The 26,644-nt window shown below is 62.0% G+C and carries 12 protein-coding genes; 7 read left to right on the forward strand and 5 right to left on the reverse strand.

All coding sequences use genetic code 11. The features are described from left to right. The 7 genes from VGY55_14260 to VGY55_14290 form a co-directional block, all read left to right on the forward strand. A partial coding sequence (locus tag VGY55_14260; protein HEV2971133.1) for a restriction endonuclease subunit S occupies nt 1-735 on the forward strand: 735 nt, incomplete at its 5' end. 279 nt (nt 736-1,014) lie between these two features. Further along, nucleotides 1,015-1,650 carry a hypothetical protein gene (locus tag VGY55_14265; protein ID HEV2971134.1) on the forward strand — a complete coding sequence of 212 codons (636 nt, stop codon included), beginning with the start codon at nt 1,015-1,017 and terminating at the stop codon, nt 1,648-1,650. After that, complete coding sequence (locus VGY55_14270; protein HEV2971135.1) at nt 1,647-2,411, forward strand: HIRAN domain-containing protein; 765 nt, start codon at nt 1,647-1,649, stop codon at nt 2,409-2,411. The genes VGY55_14265 and VGY55_14270 overlap by 4 nt, the downstream gene beginning before the upstream one ends. 9 nt (nt 2,412-2,420) lie before the next feature. Continuing rightward, nucleotides 2,421-5,537, forward strand: coding sequence for a type I restriction endonuclease subunit R (locus tag VGY55_14275; protein ID HEV2971136.1), 3,117 nt, complete (start codon nt 2,421-2,423; stop codon nt 5,535-5,537). A 703-nt stretch (nt 5,538-6,240) separates the two neighbouring features. Then, nucleotides 6,241-7,215, forward strand: a complete 975-nt coding sequence (locus tag VGY55_14280) for a sugar phosphate isomerase/epimerase family protein (GenBank protein HEV2971137.1) — start codon at nt 6,241-6,243, stop codon at nt 7,213-7,215. 157 nt (nt 7,216-7,372) lie between these two features. Continuing rightward, entirely contained in the window at nt 7,373-9,826 is a 2,454-nt protein-coding gene (locus VGY55_14285; protein HEV2971138.1) for a ComEC/Rec2 family competence protein, read from the forward strand. 214 nt (nt 9,827-10,040) lie between these two features. Next, complete coding sequence (locus VGY55_14290) at nt 10,041-11,147, forward strand: PEP-CTERM sorting domain-containing protein (GenBank protein HEV2971139.1); 1,107 nt, start codon at nt 10,041-10,043, stop codon at nt 11,145-11,147. Between the two features lie 98 nt (nt 11,148-11,245). Here the strand turns inward: VGY55_14290 and VGY55_14295 are convergent, their stop codons facing one another. From VGY55_14295 to VGY55_14315, 5 genes are all read right to left on the reverse strand, one after another. Continuing rightward, nucleotides 11,246-12,949, reverse strand: coding sequence for an adenylate/guanylate cyclase domain-containing protein (locus tag VGY55_14295; protein ID HEV2971140.1), 1,704 nt, complete (start codon nt 12,947-12,949; stop codon nt 11,246-11,248). A gap of 10 nt (nt 12,950-12,959) precedes the next feature. After that, nucleotides 12,960-16,748 carry a CHAT domain-containing tetratricopeptide repeat protein gene (locus VGY55_14300; protein HEV2971141.1) on the reverse strand — a complete coding sequence of 1,263 codons (3,789 nt, stop codon included), beginning with the start codon at nt 16,746-16,748 and terminating at the stop codon, nt 12,960-12,962. 19 nt (nt 16,749-16,767) lie between these two features. Further along, entirely contained in the window at nt 16,768-18,885 is a 2,118-nt protein-coding gene (locus VGY55_14305) for a protein kinase (protein HEV2971142.1), read from the reverse strand. Beyond that, complete coding sequence (locus tag VGY55_14310; GenBank protein ID HEV2971143.1) at nt 18,869-25,849, reverse strand: VCBS repeat-containing protein; 6,981 nt, start codon at nt 25,847-25,849, stop codon at nt 18,869-18,871. The genes VGY55_14305 and VGY55_14310 overlap by 17 nt, the downstream gene beginning before the upstream one ends. Nucleotides 25,850-26,109: 260 nt before the next feature. Continuing rightward, a partial coding sequence (locus tag VGY55_14315; protein HEV2971144.1) for a CRTAC1 family protein occupies nt 26,110-26,644 on the reverse strand: 535 nt, incomplete at its 5' end.

Genomic DNA, 26,644 nt, shown 5'->3' on the forward strand with positions numbered 1-26,644 from the left:
GACTTCGAGCCAGTCAAGGCCAAGGCCGCCGGCGCCGGCGCTTTCCCCTCCATGCCCCAAGCCGTCTTCGACGAGCTTCCCGCCCGCTTGGTCGATTCCGAACTCGACCGGATCCCGGAAGGATGGCGGGCCGGTTCGATATTGGAAGAGGCTGAACTGATTAGTGGAGGAACGCCGTCGACTTCGGAACTGGCGTATTGGGAGGGAGACATCCCGTGGGCGAGTGCAAAGGACGTGTCCCAGTGCCGCGAACCGTTCGTGATCAGGACGGAGCGGCGCATTACGGCTCGCGGGCTGGAAGAGAGTTCTACCAAGCTTATTCCGGCTTGGAGTTCTGTCGTGGTTGCACGAGGGGCTACTACTGGCCGGATGTCGATGTTTGGCGATGAGATCGCAATGAATCAAACGTGCTACGCGCTTCGGTCTCGCAATGGAGCCGACGCGACATTGTATTGCCAACTGCGAGAGGTAATTGACAGCTTCGTGCATGCCGCACACGGGTCAGTCTTCGATACGATCACAACCGGCACGTTCCGATCGTCTCGCGTCTTGCTGCCGACAACAGCACTTCTTATCGCCCTCGAAGGGAAAGTTCGGCCATTATTCGAACTTACCTTGTCGCAGATTCGCGAGTCGTCGAAACTCGCAGAGTTTCGGGATTACCTGCTGCCGAAACTCCTTTCCGGCGCGGTCCGGGTGCGCACGGCGGAGCGGGCTGTGTCGGAGGCGGTCTAGTCGATGTTTCCCGTCGTCCGCGTTGACTCTCGCCGCCTTGAGTTGTTGGAACAGCTCGGTACGAAACCGAAATTCTGGTACCGCGCCGACGACGGTGCTCTCACGCTCTTCAAGGCAGAAGAACGCGGAACCGGCGAGGACTGGGCGGAAAGGATTGCCTGTGAACTTTGCGCGTTAATCGGGTTGCCGCACGTTCATTACGAGCTCGCCCACGATGTGGCGCGGAATGTGCCAGGCGTTGTTTGCACGACCTGCGCCCCTCCACCAGCGACGCTAGTCTTGGGTAATCAGCTTTTGCAGGAGACGAATCCATCTTACCCGGACGGCAGCAAATATGAGGTACGGGGCCACACGGTCGAAGCGGTCGCCGCCGTCATGCCGACACTTAAGCCCCCGCCGGCCGCTTATTGCGGCGGTTTGCCGCGCGAGATTGATTCAGCCTTGGGCGTATTTGCGGGTTATGTGATGCTTGACGCGCTAATCGCCAATCAAGATCGGCACCATGAGAATTGGGGGGCATTGCGCGATCTTTCGGGCATCTATCTCGCTCCTACGTTTGACCATGGGGCATCGTTGGCGCGTAATGTGTCGGACGATGAGAAAAAGGCCCGCTTGGAATCGAAGGATCGGGGTCGGCAGATTCCGACTTTCGTGCGGCGAGCGCGATCCGGCTTTTACGCTGACCCGAAGGAGTCGCGGCGGATGACGACAGTCGCAGTTTGGCAGGCATTTCAGCAATTGGTTCCCGATGCTGGTAGAATCTGGTTGGGTCGGATCGGTTCAGTGGCCGCGGATGCATTCCAGGACGCCATCAATCGAGTACCCCCGAGTCGGATGTCGCCCGTTTGCCGTGAGTTTACTTTGCAGATGATGCTTGAGAACAAAAGGCGTCTATTGACCGGAGAGACTGAATGACAAACACCCTTTTCGTGGCCTGGAGGTCGCCCGAGCCGAACGGCCCGCGCTGGGGGCCGGTTGGCCGCTTGGAGCACGGGCCGGGCGGCTATCGATTCGTTTATACGCGCGGGGCAATGACATTGCCTGACTTCCAGCCGTTCGCGGAAATGCCGCGCCTGGACGCGGTTTACGAGTCGGATGAGCTTTTTCCCCTGTTTGCCAACCGACTGCTCTCGCGGTCGCGGCCCGAATACCAAGCGTATCTGACCTGGGGCGGATTCGATCCGAATAATCCTCCCGACCCGATCGCGCTTCTCGCGGTAACTCAAGGGCGGCGCGCCACCGACCAACTGGAGCTTTTTCCTTGTCCCGCGCGCGACACAGAGGGTGGATATTTGAATAAGTTCTTTCTCCACGGAATTCGCCATATGAGCGCGGACGCGCAGTCGCGGGTCGGCTCGTTGCGGGTCGGGGAACGCCTTCGTGCAGTGCCAGAAGATACAAATCCGAGCGATCCACAAGCGGTGGCCGTGTTTACCGAGGGCGACGACGTGCAGATTGGGTATGTGCCGCGTTACTTGGCTCGCGAAGTACGGGACCTTTTCGAACAGTGCGGCACGATGTTCGCCGAATTGCAAGTCGAGCGTGTCAATCCAAGCGCGCCGATGCAGCAAAAACTGCTTTGCCGCATGAGCGCATGCTGGCCCGAGGGGTTCAACCCATGCACCGGAGGCGAATTCCAACCGATTGTCATCGGTCTCGGCTCGGCTCTGAAATGAAAGCTGCCAATGCGTGAGTCCGACATCGAGTTGGTTGCTTTAGGTTGTTTTCAATCGTTGAATTACATCCTGCGCACCGGCGCTGACATTGAAGACGGTGGCCAACGGGCGGATTTGACCCAGGTTTTGCTGGAAGGCCGGTTGGCCGCGGCGTTTCATCGGTTCAATCCCAAGCTGCCGCACGAAGAAGTGGAGCAGGTGGTGCGGACGATCTCGCGTCCGCCGCATCCGACGCTCATCCAAAACAACCGCTGGTTTCAAGAGCAGCGCACTAGCGGGGTGGAAGTCGCGTACCGCGATTCGGCCACCGGGGAGACGCGCGGCGGGCGGGCGAATATCGTCGATTTTGACGATCCCACAAAGAACGAGCTGCTTGTCGTCCGGCAATTGCAAATTGTCGGGCCGTCCGGAAAGACGATCCGGCCGGATCTGACTGTGTTCCTCAACGGCATGCCGATCGCGCTGATCGAGTTGAAGGACCCGGCCGACACGCGGGCGGACTTGCCGGCCGCGATCGCGCAATTGCAGGGCTACGTGGAGCGCGTGCCCGACCTGTTCGTGCCGAACGTGCTGCTGGTTGTTTCGGACGGGCTGCTGACCCGCGTCGGCTCGATGACGTCAGGATTGGACCGATTTCTGCCCTGGCGGCCGGAAGGGGGCGGAGAGCCGACGCTCGAGGCGCTGATCCGCGGGCTGTTCGAGCCGTCGCGGCTGCTGGATTACCTGCGCTCGTGCGTCGTGTTCGAGGAGGACGATCGCGGCAACATCGCCAAAAAGATCGCCGGATATCATCAGTTCCGGGCGGTGCGAAAGACGCGCGCCAGCGTGCTCAAGGCGCTTAAGCCCCCCGCCGGCGCGAATACGACGGCGGGCGCAGGCAAGGGGGGCGTGGTCTGGCATACGCAGGGGTCGGGGAAGAGCCTAACGATGCTGATGCTGGCCGGGGCACTCATCCGCGAGCCGGCGCTGGCAAACCCAACGATCGTGATGGTCACCGACCGCAATGACCTGGACAATCAGCTTTTCGACACCTTCGCCGCTGGGCAGGCGCTCTTGCGTCAGGCCCCGGTGCACGCCGATAGCCGCGCGCACCTGAAGGACCTTCTCGACCGCGCAGCCGGCGGCGTGGTCTTCACGACGATCCAGAAATTCACGGAGGAGCAATCGAAGATTTCCGAACGGGCGAACGTCGTGGTCATGGCGGACGAGGCGCACCGCAGCCAGTATGGCTTCGTCGAGGGCGGAGCGAAGTGGATGCGGGATGCCTTGCCCAATGCGACGTTCGTCGGCTTCACTGGGACGCCCCTCGATCGCGACGACCGAAGCACGCCGCGAGTTTTTGGCGAGTATGCGGATGTGTACGATGTGCGCCAAGCGGTAGTGGACGGCGCGACCAAGCCGCTGTTCTACGAGTCGCGTATCGTCAAGTTGACGGTTGATGACGCGGGCGCGACGGCGGCGGAGGCGGAGATCGAGCAGGCGACGGCGGCGAGCAGGGCCGGGACCGACGCGCCGGACAACGTGCGCGTGCCGCTCGAAGCGCTCGTCGGCGCGCCGGAGCGCATCAAGTCCGTCGCGTCGTTCATCGTTGAGCACTGGGAGAAGCGCCGCGCCGCGATGGAAGGCAAGGCGATGGTGGTGACCATGAGCCGCGACATCGCCGCGCGACTTTATCAGGAGATCAAGGCTCTGCGGCCTGAGTGGGACGATCCGGACAACGACAAGGGTTTGATGAAGGTCGTGGTCACCGGCGGGCCGGACGATCGGGAGCCGCTCTTGAGCCACGTCCGAACGAAGGAGGCGCGCAAACGTCTTGCGGAGCGATTCAAGAACCCCGAGGACGATTTCCGGCTGGTGATCGTCGTGGACATGTGGCTCACCGGCTTCGACGTGCCGTGTGCCCATACGATGTACCTCGACAAGCCGCTGGCCGGGCACAACCTGATGCAAGCGATTGCTCGGGTGAACCGCGTCTACGGCGAAAAGCCGGGCGGGCTGATTGTGGAAATGCTGGGGTTGGCGGATCAGTTCGCTGACGCGCTAGCAACATACGCGCAGGCGAGCGGGAAAGACGAGGAAGCGTTCAAGAAAGTGCAAGATGAGGCAGTGCCGGCGATGATGTCGGCATTCGAGAAGCTGCGCGACTTTTTCCACGGCTTCGACTACGCCGCGGCACTGGATGCGCCGCCGCAGTCGGTGCTTGGCGTTTACGTCGCTGCAATCGACTACGTGCTGAGGCAGCGCGGCGAGAACGGAGAGTTCGCCGCGTCCGCCGGCGCTTCGCTGCGCGAGAATCCAGGGCGGCGGCGGTTGCGCAAGCTGGTGAAGGAGCTGTCTGCCGCGTTCGCGTTGGCGGTCCCGCGGCCGGAGACGGACGCGATCGCTCCGCACCTGGCGTTCTATCAGCGCCTGGTGGCGATGCTGCAAAAGCGGCTTGCCGATGAGACCGATGACGGCAGCCGTTTCCGCCAGCGTGACGTTGATGCCGCGGTGCGTCAGGTTATCGGTAGCGCCGTTGATGCCGGAGAAGTGATCGACCTGTTCGCGGCAGCAGGACTCGACGCGGCGCGGCTGGACATTCTTTCCGAAGATTTCCTCCAGCGCGTGTCGGCCCTGGAGCAGAAGAACCTGGCGATGGAGACGCTGCGTAAACTGCTGAACGATCAGGTCCGCGTGACCGAACGAAAGAACATCGTACTCAGCAAGCAGTTCCGCGAAGCGTTGGAAGACGCGATGATCCGCTATACGAACAAGCAGATTACCACTGCGGAAATGATCTCGAAGCTTCTGGACCTCGCCCGATGGGTGCGCGATGCCCAGAAGCATGGACAAGAACTTGGATTGACGGATGAAGAGACCGCTTTCTATGACGCGTTAGCGGAAAACGGGTCGGCCAAGGAAGTGATGAAGTCCGATACGCTACGGTTGATGGCGCGGGAATTATCGGAGGAAGTGAAGCGCCTGCCCAAGCTCGACTGGGCACGGCGCGAATCCGTGCGCGCCGACCTACGCCGGCGTGTGCGACGACTCTTGGCGAAGTACGGCTATCCGCCGGATTTGTCGGAAGACGCGACACAACTCGTTCTTAAGCAGGCGGAATTATCCACGAGCAATGAACATGAATAGACGGTAAAATGCCGGCTCACGCCGTCACGGTCTTTCGCATCTTGAATAGGTGCGCGCGGAGCGGATCCTCGTCGCGCACCGAATTATGCGGCCGGAACGCCCGAATGAACGATCGTGGGCCAAGAAACGGCGCCAGGAATCGAATCGGGTTTCCGCTCCTGACGCCGTTTTCTATTCTGGACCAACTGTCGGCAAGCAGGTGAGTCTCTACGACATCCGTCGCGTGGCCAAATTCTGCGTTTGCAGGATACTATACATATGTATGTACTTGTGATCGGCCGGGGAGGAAGAAATCCTCGGTTGCCGGCGGTGTTTGCCGACGCGGCTCGTTCGTTGACAATTCGGAATTGGGCGCGCGTCGAGCAGCCCTCGATGCGCGCCGCCAAATCGACTGGGAGAAGCGGACAGTCCTCGTTTTGCTCCGCCTCGTTCAGTTGGAGCGGTCCGTGATCGGCGCGAGCGAATGTTGCAGAGCCAGCCGGCCGCTGGACGCGCGAATTGACTTTGGTAAACTGTGCGGACCGAGTTCGTCGAGCGCCTTACAAATCCGGCTGGGAGAAGGGGGACAGTCCCCGTTTTGCTCCGCGGACTGCGCATAAGGGGGACAGTCCCCGCCCGATTTGTTAGACGCTCTCAATGGTGCGTCAGCGCTGCGCTCGACACACCCTACACGTTTCGCTGCGGCCAAATGATGGAGGCATTGATGCATCCCAGATTGAATCGCCGCGAGTTTGTCGGCGCGGCTGGCGCCGCGGGGGTGGCGCTAGCCGTTGCCGGGCGGTGCCGGGCGGAAGCGTTCAAGCATCCGTTTCATAAGGCGGTGATGAGCGACAAGACCGATGACGCAAAGCTCAAAGAGATCAAGGAAGCCGGGTTCGAGGGGATCGAGGCACTTCAATGGCAGGTCTCGCCAGAGGAGGCGAGGGCGGCCCGCAAGCGGGCGGAGAGCGCCGGGCTGGTGATTCACTCGGTCCTGCTCGGCTGGCTCGATTTCAACAGCGAGAATCCGCGCGAAGTGGCCAATTCGCTTTCCAAAGCCGAGATCGCCTTGCGCGCCGCTCAAGGCTATGGGGCGAGCGCCGTGCTGTTGGTTCCCTGCAAGTTGGGCAGCAATATCGCGACGCCGAACGCCTGGGATTTCGATATCGACTTCGATCCCCAGACGGGCCACGTCAATCGAATCGTGAAAGGGGACAACGCGAAGTTCAAGGACTACATCGAAGCTCAGAATCGAGCGACCGACATGTCGCGCGATGCGCTGCGAAAGCTGATCCCGGTGGCCGAGGCGGCGGGAGTGCTGGTCGGAGTCGAGAATGTGTGGAACAATTTCTGGGTCCGCCCCGAGTTCTTCAAGCAGCTCGTCGAATCGTGCGAGAGCAAGTGGATTCAGGCCTATTTCGACATCGCCAACCATGTGAAGTATCTGATCCCGCCGGAGCAGTGGATTCGCACGCTAGGGAAGCTGATCGTCAAGTGCCACGTGAAGGACTACAAGCTCACGGCGGACGGCCACGGCGGCTCCTGGCCGAAGCTCCGCGAGGGGAGCGTGAATTGGCCGGCCGTGCGCAAAGCCCTCGATGAGATCGGCTACAACGGCTGGGGCACGATCGAAGCGCCCGGCGCGATCTCGCTCGCCGAGCAGAACCGGCGGTTCGATCTGATTGTGGCCGGTGAGTGACGGTTGCGGCGTAAATTCAGAGGAACAAGCTGACTGGCTGGCTCGCGCACATCGGTTCGCAAGCGAACCGGCTAACGCTCGTCTTCTGACCTCCGACCTCTGACCTCCGACCTCTGACCTCCGACCTCTGACCTCCGACCTCTGGCCTTAGTCCGACATGCCATATCAGCCGCTGGTAGTCGTGCTGGCGGGCGTTTGTGCAGGGATTGTCGCGGATCGGCAGATCAACTTGGCAACCGCCGCATGGCTGATTGCCTGCGCAGTTGCTTGGGTCGTTTGGCTCGCGTTGTGGAAGGTTGGCCGTGACACTCTGGCGGCAGCAACGTTGATTGGCGCGCTCGTCGCGCTTGGCGGCGGCTGGCATCATGCGTATTGGCATCTCTATCACGTCGATGAAATCGGCCGCTACGCGCGCGAATCGTCGGCGCCGATCTGCATCGAGGCGATCGCGGCGAGCGGACCGCGGCGGATTCCGCCTCCGCCGTACGATCCGCTGCGGCCTCCCGAGCCGGACGACGTGACGCGGCTGCCGATTCGCGTGGCCGCGATTCGCATCGATGATCGACTCGAACCGGCCTCGGGCAACGCGCTGTTGGTGGTGGAAGGCGATCTATTGGGCGTTCACGCGGGCGACCGGCTGCGGATTTTCGGCCGCATCTCCGCCCCGTCGCCGGCTGGAAATCCGGGCGAGCAGGATTTCGCGGAATTGGCCCGCGGGCAGCGGCAGCTTGCAATCGTGCGAGCAAGCTACCCGCAATGCGTGGACGTCGTCGAGCGGGCCTCCGGTTGGAGCCTCGATCGCGCGGTTGAAGAGCTGCGCAGCCGCGGCGATCGGCTTCTTTGGCGGAATCTCTCGCACGAGCGGGCGGGGCTGGCGGCGGCCGTTTTGCTCGGCAGCCGCGACGAACTCGATCCGCGCCGCGTTGAAGCGTTTCTCGAAACCGGCACGATCCATATCGTCGTCGTCGCCGGACTGCACGTCGGCATACTTGCCTATCTGTTGTTCAAAGCGCTGCGGACCGGTTGGATGCCGCGCGGATGGGCGCTTTTGAGCGTGGCAGCGATCACGGGGATGTATGCGCTCGTGACCGATGCCGAGCCGCCCGTGCTGCGGGCGACCGTGCTCGTCTGGATCGTTTGCGGCTCGATGTGGCTGGGGCGCGGCGGATTGGGACTCAATTCGCTCGCGCTGGCGGGGCTGGCCGTTGTTGCTTTGAACCCGACGGATCTGTTTCGCCCAGGCACGCAACTCTCCTTCCTCTCGGTGGCGGCAATCATCGCATTTGACCACCTTTGGAACCGCCGGCCAGCACTCGATCCGCTCGCGCGGTTGATCGCCCAAACGCGCCCATTGCCGACGCGAATGCTGTGGATTGCCGGCCGCGAATTGCGCTCGGTCGCGCTCTTGGGGCTGACGATTTGGCTCGCCGTCTTGCCGCTGGTGATGGCGCGGTTTCACGTCGTCACGCCGGCGGCGATCCTCGTCAATCCGCTGCTGATCGTTCCACTCACGCTGGCGATGGCCTCGGGTTTTGGCGTGCTCCTGTTCGGGTGGCTGTTGCCGCCGCTGGGAGCGCTATTCGGCCGGTTTTGCGATTGGAATCTGCACATCTTGGAATGGTCGATTGCTTCGACCGCGTCGATCCGTGGCAGTCATTTTTGGGTCCCTGGGCCGCGGGATTGGTGGCTGGCGGTCTTCTACCTTGGCCTGGCTTGGATCGTGTTCGTCCCGCAGAGGGCGCCGCCGCCGCGCTGGCGCTGGGGGCTGTTCGCCGGCTGGTGCGGAATCGGCTTTGGCGCGGCCTGGCTTGCGGCGCAGCGGCCTGCGCGGCTTGACTGCACGTTTGTCGCGGTCGGCCACGGTTGCGGCGTGGTGGTCGAGTTGCCGAATGGGAAGGTGATCGTCTCCGACGCCGGGCGGCTCGGCTCGCCACAGGTCGGCGCCCGCGAAATCTCAGATTGTCTTTGGTCTCGCGGCCTGACGCACATCGACGCGATCGTGATCTCACACAACGACACGGACCACTTCAACGCCGTGCCCGAGTTGTTGCGACGGTTCTCGGTGGGCGCCGTTTACGTGTCGCCGGTCATGTTCAATCGCGATACGTCCGCGCTCGGTGCGCTCAAAGAGGCAATCGCCGCGGCCGGAGTGCCGCTTCGCGAGACTTCGATCCGCGATCGGTTCCTGACCGGCGATGCGGCGACCGTCCGCGTGCTGCATCCGCCGCCGCAGGGAATGGGCCAAACCGAGAACGCCGATAGCATTCTCCTGGCAATCGCATGGTCCGGCCGAAGCATCTTGCTCACGGGCGACCTGGCCTCGCCAGGGCTGGAGGCGGTGGTGGCGGCGCCCACTCCGCCGTTCGACGTTGCCATGGTCCCGCACCACGGCAGCGCTACGAGCAATCCGCCGCAGTTCGCCGGCTGGTGCCGGGCACACTGGGCAGTCATCAGCGGCGACCTCGCGCACGACTCGCGCATCGCCGTCGACGCTTATCAAAAGTCCGGGGCGATCGTGCTCAACACGGCAACATCCGGCGCGGTCCATGTCGAAATCGAACCCCGCGGGACAATCCACGTCGATCGCTTTCGCGCCGGCGACCGCTGGTGAGCGGGGCAGGTTGAAAGAAATCTCTGCGATCAACCGAAAAAAATGTTGACATTCTCCCCCCCGTAAGTAGATTAGCGGATAGGTGTTGGCTTCAAGACGGGCGCGGCGCGCAGGCGTTGGTCCAGTCGTTTCTTGGCAAGCATTCCAGTCTAAAGCGATCGACGCGGCTGCCAAGAGATCACCTTTGCGATTTGTTCCGGAAAGGGAACGTCTAATGAACATACAACCCAATGCGAGCCGATTCGTTGGATTCTTTCGCGGAACGATTGTTGTTGTCGGCTTGCTGGTGTTCGTTCTAGCGGCCTCGTCCGCGCGAGCCGTCGTGATCAATGGCGCGACGTATGCCGCGGAAAACGGCGGGCCGGCGCCAAACCCTACGTCGAAGTCTTATAACGTCGGCAATCTTAACAGCGCTTCGGCGAGCATACGTTCTGACGTAGTCTATTCTCACGCCCAATCCTGGGCACAGGCCACATTGACCGGGTCCGGCGTGGTCAAGAGTAGTGGCGGCCGCGGCTGGGTCGACGTGCCGCCGACTGCCGTCCCGCCACTATATGACGGGAAATCCAATCTCTGGAATGCCTACGCCAGCGGCACGACACTAGTGGCCAACTACACGGGACCGGGAGCCCCCCCGCCGACGGCGACGTTTCAGTTCCAGATTCCCCAGAACGGCGTCCCGGGTTTCAATTCGGCCAGCAGCGCCACCATTCTTCCGACCGATCCGACTCAGCTCACTCCCCCCAGCAATGGTCAAGGCCTCGTCTTGAGCGGCAGCAATGGCTCGCTGGCCTTCCCCTCGTTTTTCGATGTCTTCGTGCAGGTCGATGCGACTGCGCAGCAAGGGGCAACGTTCGTGAACCTCTTTCACGGCACGTTTACTTTCGACCCCGGCATGCGAACGTTCACGAATCAGACCGGCGGTTTTGCCGGCGTCAACTTCGGCATCACGCCGGATCCCGTCTTTCCCAACACATTTCACGTCTCCTATCCCACGATTAACGGCGGGTCGTTTGACGCGGCGGTTGGAGTTCCTTTCGATGCGAATATCAACGTCTATGCAACGATGGGAGATCCAAGCCAGAGCTTTAACTTCGGCAAACCTTCCACATATCCGAACCCATACGATTTTACACCCTACAACAACCCACTCACCAACGGGCAACCGGTCGGTGCCGGCGGCACGATAACGACCAATTTCTTTACGGATCCGAGCAAATTTACCGTCACGGCCGTGCCCGAGCCCTCGTCGCTCGCGCTCGCCGCGGTTGGTGGGCTGGGAATGATTCTGGCTATGCGGCGACGATCGCGGTCGCGCTGAATGCGGCGGCGGCACGTAGCGGAATTCGCCAGAATTCCGGGCGAGGGGCAGGGGACAGAATTAGTGGAATTCCGGAGAATTCCGCTACGCGATCCCGGCTAGTTTGCGCTCAGCACTTTGTACACGCTGACCGGCTGGGCCCGGTTGCGGACGTCGATCGTGCCGATCTCTTCAACGTTGAACGCGCCCCCGGTCTGGGAGTGCGTCGTCTCGTCGATGCAGATTTCGTTCGGCCTGGCGAAGGTTTCCAGCCGCGCGGCGACGTTCACGGCATCGCCGATCGCCGTGTACTCCATTCGGCGCGCGGAGCCGATATTTCCCACCACGACCGGTCCCGTGTTGATTCCCACGCGAATTCGCAGCGCTGCGCCCCCCGGCTTCGGCACTCGAAAGTCGCGGATCCGCTCGCGCATCTCGAGGGCGCAACGGATCGCCGAGCCGGCGCTGTCGGGACTGGGCATCGGGGCGCCGAACAGGGCCATGATCGCGTCGCCGACGTATTTGTCGATCGTGCCGCCGTGAGCGAAGACGAGTTCCGTCATCATCGTCAGGTATTCGCGAATGAAGCCGGCCACCTGAACCGGCGGCAGCCCCTCGCAGATCTTCGTGAACGACACGATATCGGAGAAGAGCACGGTGACGACTCGCTCGGTAGGGGCGAGCGGGTCCTCACCGTTGCCACGGTGACTGATCTGCTCGACGATCCGGTTGTCGAGATACTTGCTCAGATAAGCGCGGGCCTCTCGTTCGGAATCGACCAATTGGCTCAAGCGGCCGCGCTCGATCCCGATCGCTGCCTGATGCGCCACGGCCAACAGCAAGTCGAGATCGTCTTCGTTGAAGATTTTAGTGAAGCGGGTCGAATCGAGCGACAGGAAGCCGATGATGTTGTCGCCGGTCCAAAGCGGCACGCAGAGCGTCGAGCAAACGTTCATCTCTTCGAGCGACCTGAGGATATTCGCCGACCCGCCTCCCTGAATCAGCACACCCGAGCGGCGATCGAGCAGCGTCCGCAAGACGGTCCGGCTCACGCGGACTTGTTGCCCCTCCGCCAGTCCGAGGGCGGCGATCGGCACCGGCCGGCGCTGATCGTCCAAGAGACAAAGCAAGCCGCGATCGGCCCCCGTCTGCTCCAGCACGATGACCAGGATTTCGTCCATCAATTGCTTGGGATCGAAGATCCGCACCAACTTTTCACTGACTCCTTGGATCAACCGAAGCTTGGCCTCGGCAAGGCCTTCGTTCGGGCGGCGCTTGAGGCTCGGCGGTTCCACTTTTCCCGCCGCACGCGCCGAAGCGGTCAGCAGCATCGTCTGGGCCGCCGTGGGCGCCGCCGGATCGACAGGCCGGACCTCAAAATGAGAGGTCGATTCTTCTTCCGGCGTGTCGTCGATCAATAGCGACCGCTCCCAAACGCTGCCGGGACCGCCGCTGTCCGATTCATTGTCGCCGACGATCGATTGCAAGAAGGAGCTGGCGTAACCCGATCCGCCGGACTGTGCGCCGATGGCGGGCGCGGCCGCGGCCAATTCGGTTTCGAAGATCAACTCGGTTGCGCCGAGCTGGATCCGGTCGCCCGGTCCGAGCCGCGCGGTCGGAACGCGCTGGCCGTTAACGAAGGTGCCGTTCAAGCTACCGCGATCTTCGATTCGCCAACCGTTCTCGTCCCGGACGAGTTGAGCATGTTTTGAGGAGCATGCGCTGTCGGCCAAGGGGATGGCGTTCGAGGCGCCGCGACCGACCGTGACGGTCTCTTCGCCCAGATTGTGGACGATCCCATCGGCGGTTTTGAGAATGGCCATGAACTCAAGTTTACTCAGCCGGACCCAAAAGCACGAAGGGGGCCCAATAATATGGCGACGCCCACTTCGGGTTGGCGCGGATCGACTTGCGGGCTTCCGCGAGCGCGGTCGCGTAGTTCACTTTCGTTCCCTGCCGATCGGCCTTGGCGATCGCCCCGAAAAACGTCCCCATCAACTCGGCCGTCGAGGCGTCGTCGACATTCCAGTGGCTGCAAACGACGCGCTTTCCCCCGGCGGCCAAGAACGCTTGAGCGAGCGTCGCCCCGGCCTCTAGGGGCCGATCGGGGCCGACATTCGTCTGGCACGCGCTCAACACCACAAGTTCGCAGCCCGAAAGCGGCAGCTCATGAATCTCGTGAATTGAGAGAAAGCCGTCGTCGTCGGAGGATTCGCTCATCCCCCGGCTGGGAGCGAGTGCAATCGCGCCGAATAAGTTGTCGTGTTGGGTGTCGACCAAGCCATGCGCGGCAAGGTGGATATAGCGGCGGTTGGCGATTTGGGATCGCACATTTCCTTCGGTCGCGTCGTCCCATTCCAGTCGTTTGACGCGATCGGCCGGAAACGACTCTGCCACCCGATCGCACTCCTTGGCCGTTCCCGGCAAGAGCGGCAGTCGGCCGCCGAGTTCCAAGAAGGCGTCGCGCGAAACCGCGGCCAACGAATCCAAATGAAGCTTATCGTCGGTCTGAGGGTAGTGCGGATTCCCGACGGTGAGAACGGTCGCGGCGGTCTTCGGATCGGCCGCGGGCCGCGAAAGAAGATTGACAAGGATCGTCGCCGAGGGTGCATAGGTGATCGAAGGAAAGACGTCGAGCAAATAGCGCGGCGACTCGCCCGATTCGAGCAGCAGCGCCTCGAATGGGAGTTGATGCAACGCTCCGTCGGGGACGATAGTGATTCCTTGCGGATTGCGCTCTGCGATGCGCTTGCGCACTTCGCGTGGCAAGAGCACTTCAGCCAATTGCGTTCCTTGCTCGGCGGCCATCACTCCCTTCTGCGAGTGAACGATGCCGCTTAGGCCGCGGCCGCCGGCGCGATCGCGCAGGTCGGCCAGATACTGGCTCACGATCTGAACGGCAATCGGCCGCGTCAGCGGGCCGGCCTTCATCTTCAATCCAGCCGCCAGCGGCTCGGGAATCACCAGCGGCACGACGTCAACCGGCGTTTGCGGATCACCGATGATCAATAAATGGCTTTCTTTCGAGCCGAGATAATAGAAGAGCATGAGATTATGGGAATCGCCCATTAGTCGGCGGATCGAATCGAGAGACCCAATCGGCGTGCCGCGCTCGCGCTGCTCGCGATAAAAGGAGCTGGCATTGCGGATGTCGGTCCAGACTTGAGCAAATTGCTCTTGGGCGCCGGCGTAGTCCTTCAGCAATTGATCGAGAGACGATTGAGGATCCGTCGCGCCCGCCGCGGCCTGCATCTGGCCGCGGAGCGTCCCCAGCTTCGTTCGGAGGGTCCGCTCGCGGTCGAGCAATTCCTTCGCGCCTGGTCCGGTCAGGGTTTCGCGCAGATCGACTCCGGCGAGGCTGAGCTGATCGAGAAACGTGCGATTGCGTCCTTGTTCGGCGAACTGAAAGGCCTCATCGATTCGGCCGGCTTGCAGGTTGCATGCGACCAAGAGATCGAATGCGAAATCGAAGTGACTGAAATACTCGGCCCGCTCCTCCTCGGCGCCGAAGGTTCCGGCTCGCGGCGCTTCGACCAGCTTGACCGCAGCTTGCAGCAACGTGATGGCTTCGTCGAGCTTTCCCTCGCCGCGCAGGATTTCTGCCAAATTGCAGTACGTTAGGTAATGCACGGCCGGATAGGCCTGAATCGTTTGCTGCAAGGCTAGGGCTTTGCGAAACAGCGTTTCAGCTTTGCCCGGTTGTCCGCGAAGTGATTCGGCCGTCCCCAGAAAATACAGCGTTCGCGCGACTTGGGACGTTTGCCCGGCGGCCTGCTGAATCTCGATGGCGCGGTTCCAATCGTGGGCCGCCGCGTCGAATTCGCCGCGACGACTGGCGATTGCCGCTCTCTGATTCAATACGGTCGCGGCGACCGGTTCATGTTCGAGCTTGTCGGCCTGACACAGTTCCCATGCGTGCCGGTTGGACTCGGCCGCGTCGTCTAGCCGATTGGTCGCGATGTCGAGCCACGTCATGGCAGAGTACAAACTCACCGCGCCCGGAGCGTCACGACCAAAGACACGCTCGAACACGTCGATCGCTTCGCGGCATTTTCCGAGGGCCCGATCGAACTCTCCCTGGCTTTTATAGGCCATCGCCAGATTGAGGAGCGAGTTGCTGAGCGAATCTTCAGCCACGCGGCCACGCTGGCGATAGATGTCGATCGCGCGATCGAACAAGTTGATCGCCTTGGCGTATTCCCCTTTGGCCAGATAGACGCTCGCCAGATTATTGAGCGAATAGGCCAACCGCATGTCGTCGGGATGGAGAATTCGAGTGCGGACCGCCAACGCCTCCTCGAATAGCGCTTGGGCCTCGGTGAACGACCCGATCGCCCGCTCGACGACCCCCAGGTCGTTGAGCGCTCGGGCCAATGGATTCGGCGCGGGCGGATTTCGGCGGCGCCAATAGTCGAGGCTTTTAGTCAACAATGGCTTGGCCGCTTCATAGTTCTCGACCGCACCGTACAGCGCCCCGAGATCGGCGCTGGCCGCTTGCGTGAGCGGATGATCCCTTCCGAGGCGCTCCTGGCGCAGCTCCAGGAGACGGCGGCCGAATCCGATCGCCTCTCCGAATTGCCCCATTTGCTGATAAACGGTCTCAAGCTGGCCGAGCAGGCTCATCACGGCGTTAATTCCGTTTTCATCGCGCTCGGCTTTTGCCAGAGCGTCGGCATAGAGGGCCGCGGCGACGCCCCAGTGCTGCTTGGCATCGCTGACAAAACCTTGCGCCTGCAGCACTCCGGCGAGGCGGCTCTCCAGATCAGCTTCCGTGAGCGATCCAACGGCGAGCTTGTGCTCAATAGCAAGCGCGGCGGTAAACTCGTCGCGGGCGGCGGCGAACTCACGATCTTGCAATCGCAGGCTGCCAATCTCAGAGCGCGTTGTCACCTCGGCAGCCCGATCCTTCCGGGCGATCTGCACATCGAGGAGCTTGCGCTTGATCTCGATCGCCGCTGAAAAGTCTTCCAGCGCGACGTAAGCCACCGAGAGCGCCGCGACGCAATCTGGGAAGACCTTGGCGGGCAACTCGCGCTTCTCGACTCGCGCCACTTCGACCTTGCCTTCGGCGACGACTTGCGACCAACGCTCGCGGCTCTTCGCGGAATCTCCCTCCGCCTCAGCCAACTGGGCCGACTTCATCAGCAGCAACAGCCGCCGCGTCGGATCGCCGCGCTCGCTTTGATTGGCGCGAATCGCGTCCGCAAGATAGTGCTCCGCATCGTCCGAGCGATTGAGTGCCGTCAGGATATCGACCAATTGCAAGGCAATCTCGTCCAACTGCTGCTGGCGGATCGTGGCGTCGAGCTTCGGGGCGTTTTGAAGAAACGTTCGGAATCGCTCGGCCATGCGCAGGGCATCGTCGTTGCGCCCCCAGGTGCGATAGATTTGCACAAGCGGCCCGAGGCAATGCCCGAGTTCTTGCTTGGGGAGCGAGCCGGCATCGACGGCGGCCAACACGTCGCGAAACATTCGCTCGGCCTCGACCAACCGCCCGGCGGCAAAGAACGCCGAGGCCCGCAGCACCGTCGTTTGATCGGCCGGCGCCGTCGCCGGCTCCGCGGCGAAGATCGACGACAGACCGACGAGCAACAGGACGACAGTTGAGAGACAGGCTCGCATGTTTAGCGTCAGGAATTGCTCACAGGTGCGGAATGACAAGTCCGTGAAACGATGCGAAGGTGCTGTGCAAAGTCTTTTCGAACGCGATGTCCAAGGGATCTTTTCGCGACTTCACGACGGCCCCCAGACCGCGGCTGAGTTCTTTCGAACCGACCTGATAAAAATCGCTCAATCGGACGGCATTCTTGGGATACGCCGACTGGCGCTCGAATCTCGACAATTCGGCCCCCAGCAACGGTTCATCGCGGGCGGCAACCATCACGAACTCCGCTCCACGTTGGCTATCGATGCCGCGCCAATCGTCCGCCGCTTCCGGCGAATCGACCTTCATCACTGGGCTCTGGTGATCGGCGTCGACCGGCCAAAGCCGCTCGGGCTTTCCATTGACATCATACCAATAGAGATAGACGTAGCGGGGCACGTCCAACTTGACGTGGAACTGCACCTTATCTCCCTCATGCAGAATCAAAGGCTTTCCGCCGAGCGGATGCCAAACGCCTGCTTCGGTGGCCGCCTGATAGTCAATGTCCAACTTGGGGGTGCCTGGGCTAAACGGACTCGATTGCTCGGCACCGTTCGTTCCCGCCTGTCCAGAACCGCCCGGCGCGACTCCATGCGAACCATCGAGCGAGCGGGTCGAATCATTGTGCCCCGGTCCCCAAATCAGCATGAGCGCGACGCCCGCCGCCGCAGCCGCTCCCGCCAAACCTCCCGCCCACCACCGCCCCCACCGCGCCGGGGGGGCGCCGGCCAGCGCCTTTCGCAAATCGGCCGCCATATCGGCGGCGGTCGAGTAGCGGTCGGCCGGGTTCTTCGCCATCGCCTTGAGGCAGATGTCTTCGAGCGGCTTGGGGGTTTTGTCGTCGATCGTGCGGGGCGGCGATGGCACGCGGTGCTTGACTTGCTCAAGCAATTCGCTCAGCGTGCCACCGTTGAAGGGCAGCCGCCGCGTGAGCATCTGATAGAGCATGACTCCGAGCGAATAGATGTCGGTCTGCGGGCTGGCCCAATGGGATTGCCCGGCCGCTTGCTCGGGGCTCATATATGCGGCGGTGCCGAGCACGCGCCCGGCGTCGTCCTTGAAAAAGTGGTCGTCCATCTTGGCTAGCCCAAAATCGGCGACGTGCGGGCGGCTCTCTTCATCGAGCAGGATATTCGCCGGCTTGATGTCGCGATGGACGATGCCGTTCTTGTGGGCATGGTGCAGGGCCTCGGCCGTGTCGGCGACCCAGCCGACGATGTCTTCAAGGGAGTAATTGCCCGCTTCGAGGCGGCGCTGGAGCGTTTCGCCGCGGATGAATTCGTAAACGATATAGACCCGGCCGTCCTCGGATTGGCCGGTGTCGAGAACGGTGACGATTCCAGGATGCCGCAAGCGGGCGGCGCTCTGCGCCTCGTGTAGAAACTCCTTGACGCGCTCCGCCGACGAAGCGCCCTGCCGATGCGGCAGCTTGATCGCAACGTCGCGCTTCAGGTCTTCGTCAAAACAGCGCAAGACCACGCCGAAGCTGCCCGAACCGAGTTGCTGGCGAATCGCATAACGGCTGATTGAACCGGTCGCGGCAGCAGCCTGCGGCACTCGGGCCGCGCCGCCCGCGGTCGGAGATGATCCGCCTCCGGCAGTGCTCCCCGACGAACGGTTGCTCTGCTCGGTGTCGAAAACAATCGTTCCGCGGACTGCCGGCTCGTCGGCGCGGCTGTCGGAGCGCTCGGTTTCGATGTTTGGTCCCCCTAAAGCAATCGTGCCGATCAGTTCCTGGCCCGGTGGCAGCAGCTTGTTGGCATCGAGAGTCGGAAAGCGGTTGTGCAGCTCGTCGAGCGAGGGGGGATCGCCGTGGCGGGCGCGGATGAGCGCCTCATGTACGACGAGTTCGGAAAGCGAAACCGATGGATCGGATAGCTCGGAGTAATCGCGGAGGTAATCTTCGACTTTCTTGCGAGTCCCCGACCGCCAACGGCGCTCCATTTCGATTTTGACCAACTCAGCCAACCCGGCCGGCCGGTCGGCCGGAGTCAGACGCTCGACGTACGAGCGCAACTCAGGAAATGAATTGCCGCACTCCGACTCATAGGCATCAGCGCAATCGGCGACCGCCCACCATTGCGGCGAGAGGTAGTCCTTAATCACGTTTGGCATGGCTGCCTCCTAGAGACGTAGGACGAGATCGCCTTTTTTCGATGAATCCGTCGCGCGAACGACGTTTGTCGAAGCAAGCACCGCAGGCCAACGACGCGGCCACGATCTCCGGCAAGAAATAATCCGACCGCAATGAACTTTTTGTCGACACTGCGCGATGTGACGGTGGATGGTTGTCCGGCACCGTGGCCGCCACCCCGATCGACGATCGCGGATCCATCGGTGCATTCGCCAAGCCTTCAACCAATGCGCGCCGTTGCGCTGGCTGCGACGCGAGCGACTGCCGGCAATTCCAATCTTCGTCCGAACCGAATGCCCCTTGCCGGACGAACACATCGTCGAGGAGCAGCAAATCAGCGTCTCGATCGCTCGCCGCGCGGGTCAGTTCGGCGAGGAAATCCGCCCCGAAGGCAAAGTCGTTCGTTTCTTGCGGCTCGCCGTCGAGCAGCAGCGAATCCACTGCCGAATCGACCGGCCGCTCGGGGCCGGGACTGTCGAGCACCTGGTCTGCAACGGCCGGCTTCTGCGCTCCCTTTTGGTTCTGCGCCGACGCATGCAGCAGTCCATTGACGAACTCATGCAGCGCTTGCCAGGGCACCTGCGGCGTAGCGGCATTCAACACGGATTCGATCGCATCGACGGCGGCATCCGGCAAGTTGTGCAATCCGGCCGAGACCTCGATCGTACTGACGGCCGACTCCAACCATTTGGTCCCGCGAGCGACCGCGGCCGTGAATTGATCGACGGAGAAATCTCTCCATGACGGCAGGTTCATGCTCGCCCCGCCGGCGTTGGCTCCCAGCTCGATTTCCACGATCAGGTCGCCGACCCCCGCTTCAGCCACCGCGCCGAGCACCGAGAAAAGAACCGCGAAGTTGCCCAGCCCGAAAGAAAATCCCGGCATGCCCGTGGACGACAGATCGCCTTCGGCCAGCGTCGTCGGCTGCAAGACCGATTCGAAACTCGAGACGCGAACGACCTCATCCCCCTCCTCGGCGGCCAACAGCCGCAGCTCATGCCCTTCGCCGGCGAGCGCGAGCGCCACCGGATGCTGCAAGTTCTCGTTGAAGATCGCATCGGATTCGACCAGGCCATCGGCGGTGCCCGCGAAGATCGCCAGCGCCCCATTGACGTTGTTTCCCACGACCAATTCCACTCCGCCATTCTGGGCGAAATCGCCGGCGAGTGCCGTGATCGGGCCGACGCCGCCGGAGCCGATGTCGCGCCGCGAGTTGGGATCGAAGTCGCGATAGACTGTAAGCGTGTTCGACAGGTAGTTCAGCGTCACCAGATCGAGCCCGGCGCCGCCAAAGAGGTTGCCGACGATCGCCGCTTGAGGCCCGGCGCCAGTATTGAAGACGGTCGGATTGGCGTCGTTGAAGAACCCACCGCCAAGGGCCGGAAGCATGAATACGTTGTTCGAGCCGGAGTTCGTAGCTAACAGATTCGGCCCGTTGGGACCCGCGGACGGAACCAATTGTGCCGCGACCGGAGAAAGACCGACGTCGAGACGGGGCCCGGCAACAAAGCTGGGCAAAGGATGGCGATCCTGTAGCGTGGGCAGGGGAGTGTTGTTGATAAGAATCGAGATGTCGTTCGATTCCTGATTGGTGATAATCAGATCGGGGAGATGATTTGAGGTGCCGCCAAGGTTGGCCACTTGCACGTCGACCGGGTCGGTGCCCGCATAGAACGAGACAGGCGCAAGATCAAATTGTCCCGTTAAAGGATCGAAGGGAAAGACGAGTACGTCGTTCCCGCCGCTGTTGGCCACGATGAGGTCTGGAGAGCCATCGCCATTGAGATCGGCGAGCTTCACCGCACGGGGCGCAATGAAGCCACCGGGCAGAACAAACGTCTGAGAGCCGATTTCCAGAACAACGCGATCGCGGGTCTGATCGGACACGACCAAAAACTGCTGACCGGTGCTGCTCACGCCGCCCACGGAAATTGCGATTCCCTTGCCGATTCGCGAAAACGGCGAGAAGGTTCCATCGCCATTGCCGAGCAGGCCCATTACATCGCCGAACTCATTGCCGACGACGAGGTCGGAGATTCCGTTCCCGTCATCATCCCCGTCGGAGATTCCATTGCCGTCAAATTCGCCGATCGAAAGACCGTTGGGCACATTGCCGGCGTCGTATTGACCAGCCGGTTGAAAATTGCCGTGACCATCGCCGCGGAGGATCGTAATGGTATGGTTGTCGGCGTCGAGCACGGCCAGATCGAGATGGCCGTCGGGAAAGAAATGGCCAGCTCGCACGATCTTCGGCCGCAATCCGGCGACGATCCGCTGCGGATTTAAGAAACCGCCGGCGCCATCCCCTTCGAGATACGAGAGGCTGGCGTCGCCCGAATTGACGACCACTAAATCGGTGGTTCCGTTTTCCGTGAAGTCGCCGGCCACGAAGCTGCCGGCCCCGTCGAGGCTCAACAGAGTCGGCGAACCGTCGCCGATGAGATCGAAGCCGGCCTGGCCCGTTGTGGCGCGATAATGAACGGCGGCGGCAAATGCGCCGCCCCCTTGATTCAGAAGCACCGTAACTGTGCCAGCCACTTCATCGGTCAGCACGATCTCGGGCAGCCCGTCGCGATTAAGGTCGACAAGCGCCAGCTCCGCCGGATGGTCGGTCGCCGGGAGCGGCGCGAGCGCGGTGAAGCCGCCAGTCGCCGTGGCAAGGAAGACGGATACATCGCCGCTGCCGGCATTCGCGACAACCAAATCCTGGAGACCATTTCCAGTGAGATCTTTCGCCGCAATGCGGACCGGCTCCACGTCGGTTGCTAGCCGGTCGACCAGCGTCGAGATGCCGTTGACGTCGACCGCATAGAGCGACACGAAATTATCGTCGCGATCCACGGCCGCAATGAGATTTCGGCCGGCCGAAGTCACGATCGTGAAAGCACGCGCGGGTTGGGTGGGATTGACGATCCGCGCGGCGTTGTAGGCGCCCGGTTCACTCGCTCGGCCGGGCCGAACCAAAATCTGCCCGCCTTGTTGGCTCAGGACAATCGAGTCGGGCACTCCATCGCCCGTCACGTCGGCCAGGGTCGGGATCGAGTCGATCGCATCGGAACTGAATTTGTCGGGAGAGACGAACGTGCCGTCTCCGAAACCGAGCAAGACGGTTACTGTTCCGTCGACCAAGTTGACACAAGCCAGATCCGTTCGTTCGTCGCCATTCAGATCGGCCGCGATGAGCGCACTCGGCGATTGCCCGACGGGATAGGAGGCCGGTGCGGCGAACGTGCCGATCCCAGAGGCGGCGAGCACAGTGATATCGTTGCTAAGCGTGTTCGTGGTCGCCAAATCGAGATGGCCATCGCTCTTGAAATCACCAGCCACGATGGCCGACGGCTGCGTTCCGGCTGCAAAGCTTACCGCGGGAGCGAAGTTGCCGCCCCCTTGATCCATCAGAACCGATACATCGTTGCCGCCGGCATTGGCAGTGGCGATGTCAGTCCTCCCGTTGCCGAAATCGCCGGCCACGATGCCGACAGGATCCTTTCCGACCGGCAAAAACGTCGCCGGCGGCTGAAACATGCCATTCCCTTCGCCGCGAAGTACGCACACGGACCCTGTTCCGTGCGACATACCGTTTGAATCGACATTGCTGTTGGCAACAACCAGATCCATGTACGGGTCACCGGTAATTCTGGCGGCATAAATCGCATGAGGTCCAATGCCGACGGGGATCGTTTCGACCACGGAAACCTTGCCTCCGCCGTCGTTGAGCAGAATCGAAACCGTGTTGCTGAATTCGTTGACCACTGCGATGTCGAGGCGGCCGTCTCCATTAAAATCGCCTGTCACCAGGGCGACCGGGAATAATCCGACCGGAACGGGAGGTAGTATCGTCGGAAATGTTCCGTCGCCCTTCCCAAGCAGCACGGTGACGTCGCCCTGTTGTGTGGTCGGGTCGAAGGTTGTTGTCGCCAGGTCCGTTCGGCCGTCGCCGTTGAAATCGGCCGACACGATCGCAGTGCTGACACCAGTGCTGAGCAGGGTCTGCGGATCGAACGTGCCGTCGCCGCGACCCAGCAGGATTGAGGTCCCGCCGGGACTCACTGCATTGGCGACGGCCACGTCGAGTTGGCCATCGTCGTTGAAATTGGCGGCCACCAGACCGTTCGGCTGGTTGCCCACGTTGAATCGCGGCGGGGCCTGAAACGTCCCGTCCCCCAGACCCAGCCGCACCGACACGGCGCCGGTGATTCCGCCGGCCGTAGCAATGCCCAATCGTCCGTTGCCGGCAAAATCTGCGGCAACGAGCGCCTGGGGCTGACCGCCAACCAGGACCGTTTGGGCCGCTCCGAAGCTGCCGTTTCCAGTGCCCAGCGCCACGCGCACAAGAGAATCTTGCGAATTCGCCAGTGCCAGATCCAAATGGCCGTCATGGTTAAAGTCGCCAAGCAGTACGGAGCTGCGGAAACCGCCCGTCGGGCTCGCGGCCGGCTCGTTCCTGAGGTCGAGCCGTTGCTCGGGCAGGAAGGTTCCGTCGGCCTGACCGAGTAACAGCGAGACGTCTTGCGTCGCGGCGTTGGCGACCACAAGATCCATGTTTCCATCGGCACTTTCGACTTTTACGTCACCTACGTCGCCGGCGGCGATCGACGTGGGCTGATCGCCGACGGTAATGGGCTGTTCGGCTGTAAATGTCCCGTCGCCGCCGCCCAAAAGCACCGAGACGGAGCCCGCGCCCAAGGTCGTGCCGTATTGATCCGAGTTGCGATTGGCCACGGCCAAATCCAACTTGTTGTCGCCATTGAAGTCGGCCGCCACGATCGCATCCGGTCGCACGCCGACGGCAATGGGCTGTCCCGCCGTAAAAGTGCCATCGCCATTGCCCGAAAGTACGATCACGCTTCCAGGGCCATCATTCGGATCGGCCACTGCCACGGCAAGATCCAAATTGTCGTCCGCGTTGAATCGTCCGACTGCCAATGCCAACGGCTGGCCGCCGACCGGACCAATCGGAATCTCCATCGGCGCTTGAAAAGTGCCGTCGCCATTGTTAAGCAGCACTGATACGTCGCCCTGCGCGCCGCCGATTACGTTGGCAACCGCAATATCCGGATGACCATCGTTATTGAAATCCCCGACCACAATGGCCGTCGGCTGGTCGAACGGTGAAGAGTTAACTGCGGGAAGGGGATAAGACACCGCGGGGCGAAACGTGCCATCCCCGACCCCGAGGAGCACGGTCACGCTGTATGGAAACTGCCCGTTCAACACGACTAGATCGGGAATACCGTCGCCGTTCAAATCGGCTTCGGCGAGAGCAATTGGAACTTGATTGGCGGGAACATCCGAAAACGGAGGCGTAGCGGCGATGAACGAAGTCGCGAGGTGATATGCCCCCGTGGCGGCCGTGCCCGTCGAGGCCGACGACGCGACCGCCACGTAATAAGTTCCCGCGGGCAGATGCTGCTGGATTAAAGTGTCACCGCCCGATTGGCCATCTGCGGAAAGCAGCGCTTGCCGATCGGTGCCATACAGCGTCAACCTCGGGGCAAGCGCGCTGAGGGAATCCGGCGCGGCGTTGACCGTCAGTTGTCCCGGCGCCGTGACGGTAAAGAGATAGAAGTCTTGGTCGCCGAGGTTTCCGATGCTGCCGCCGACGCTGGTTGGCACGGCGATCGGATTGGCATTGTCGAGCGTGTCGTTCGGCTCGACCTCTTGCGTGACCGGCGGGGGAGAATTAACCATGACGTTCAACTGAAACGAGCCGACCGAGGCGTCCACGCCGCTGCGCGGAACGCGTGGATCGTAGGCGGCGTTCGCGGTCCCAGACACGCCCACATAGTAGATTCCGCCGTCGGTGACTTGATAGGTGAGACTCGGATCGCTCCCCGGAGTTGCGTTGGAGGCGAGTTCGTTCCCAGCGGCGTCGAACAACCGCAACCGACTCTCGAGCGGACTGCCGGAGGCCAGCGCATTGATGCCCAACTGGGCCGTATCCCCCTTGTTCAGTGCCAAGCTGAAGATATCGGCATCCGGCGGATCGACGATCTGACCGGACGCGGTAGTGGAAACACCGCGGATGAAATGCACGGGAGTGGCCGTGGCCAGGCTGAAGTTCGAATCGGGCGAGTTCACCAGCACCTGCAGCTCGAACGAGCCGACCGAGGCATCGACGCCGCTGCGCGGTGTGTTCGGATCGTAGGAATCGTTCCCGTTTCCCGAGATTCCGACGTAATATACGCCGGTCGCTGTGGCTTCATACTTCAAGCACGGATAGCCACCGGGATTGCTATTCGAGGTCAGTTCATTGCCGTTGGCATCGAACAATCGCAGCCGGCTCTCCAAGGTGCTGCCTGACGCAATGGCGTTGACGCTAAGCTGAGCCGCGTCAAACTGGTTGAGAGACAGCTTGAAAAGATCGGCATCGCGCGGATCGAAAATCAGGCCTTGCTCGCTGGTGGAAACGCCATGGACAAAACTTACCGTCGTCGCGTTTGCGATACTATTGTTCGGATCGCTTACCGGCGGATTGACGAGGAGCGTCAGGTCGTACTGGCCCGACGTGGCCCCGGATCCGCTCATCGAGACGTTCGGATCATAACCCGTATTAAACGCATCCGAGACCCCGACGTAATACTCGCCGGTCGCAAAGGCTGTGTAGTTGGCCGCGGAATTCCCAGAACCGCCGCTACCGCTGTTGGCCAGTTCGGCCCCCGTGGCGTTGAACACGCGCAGATAGCTGTTTAGCGAATTGGGAGGCACATTGACATTGGCCGAGAGCTGTTGGCCGAAAGAGAGATCGACTTGATAGATGTCGGCAGGATTGATGGCCGGATTGGTGGTTTCGTCGATGTTGCCCGAAACCGTGCTGGCGACCCCTTGCGTGAGGGCCTCGGGAATAGCCGTGGCGATCGTGTCGTGCCCGGTCAATAGCCGGCGGACTTCCAGCCACTCGAAACTCAAATGGCTGGCACGCTTTGTGACGCGGCGACGAGTCATGCGGTCTCAGCGGAAGGCGGACACGGTTCGGGCGAAGGGAATGCAGAAAGGCACCCCATTATCCGCACGGGGGGAGTTGCTCCGCAACTCCCTGCCTTCAAGAGCACTGTTCGGGGCTAGAATCGGAAACAAATCTCGGTGGAAATCCGACTTTGTTCCGGAAAGCTCAGGCAAGACGAGGTACGAAAAGCGCATGACAGCCGAGTCTGGCGATCGAGTATCTCTCCGCCGGATAACAATCGCCCGAGACCCCGAACCCGTCACCGCCCCTGCGTCACTGTCGTCAGCCGGTCAATCTGGACGTTCGGCACTTCTTGCACACCGCCGCCGGGCCAATGGACGGTGACGCCATTGACCGATTTGCGGTCGCCGAGGCCGAAGGTGACGGGCAGCTCGGATTGGGAGAGATAGCCGCGGGTGGGCATGACTTGCTGGCGGAGCGTTTCGTCGGCGATGTTCACTTCCACGACGGCGCCGATCGCGTCGCGGTTAGCTTTGGTGCCGACGAGCTTCAGCCGCAGCCAATGATGGCCCGTGTGCTGATCGTTGCGCAGCAGGCGCGGCGGGCCACCGACAGACGTGATGACCACGTCGAGGTCGCCGTCGCCGTCGATATCAGCGACCGCGCAGCCGCGGCCGACCAGCGGCTTGGCGAAATCCGGGCCGCATTTGGCCGGCGAAACGGCGACAAATTCGGTCTTGCTCTCGCGCCCGCAATTCCAGAAGAGTTGCGGCGGCTGGCGATATTGCTGGCTCGCTTGGACCTTGGAAATCTCCTCTTCCAAATGGCCGTTG

Source organism: Pirellulales bacterium, assembly GCA_035939775.1.
Taxonomy (GTDB): Bacteria; Planctomycetota; Planctomycetia; order Pirellulales; family DATAWG01; genus DASZFO01.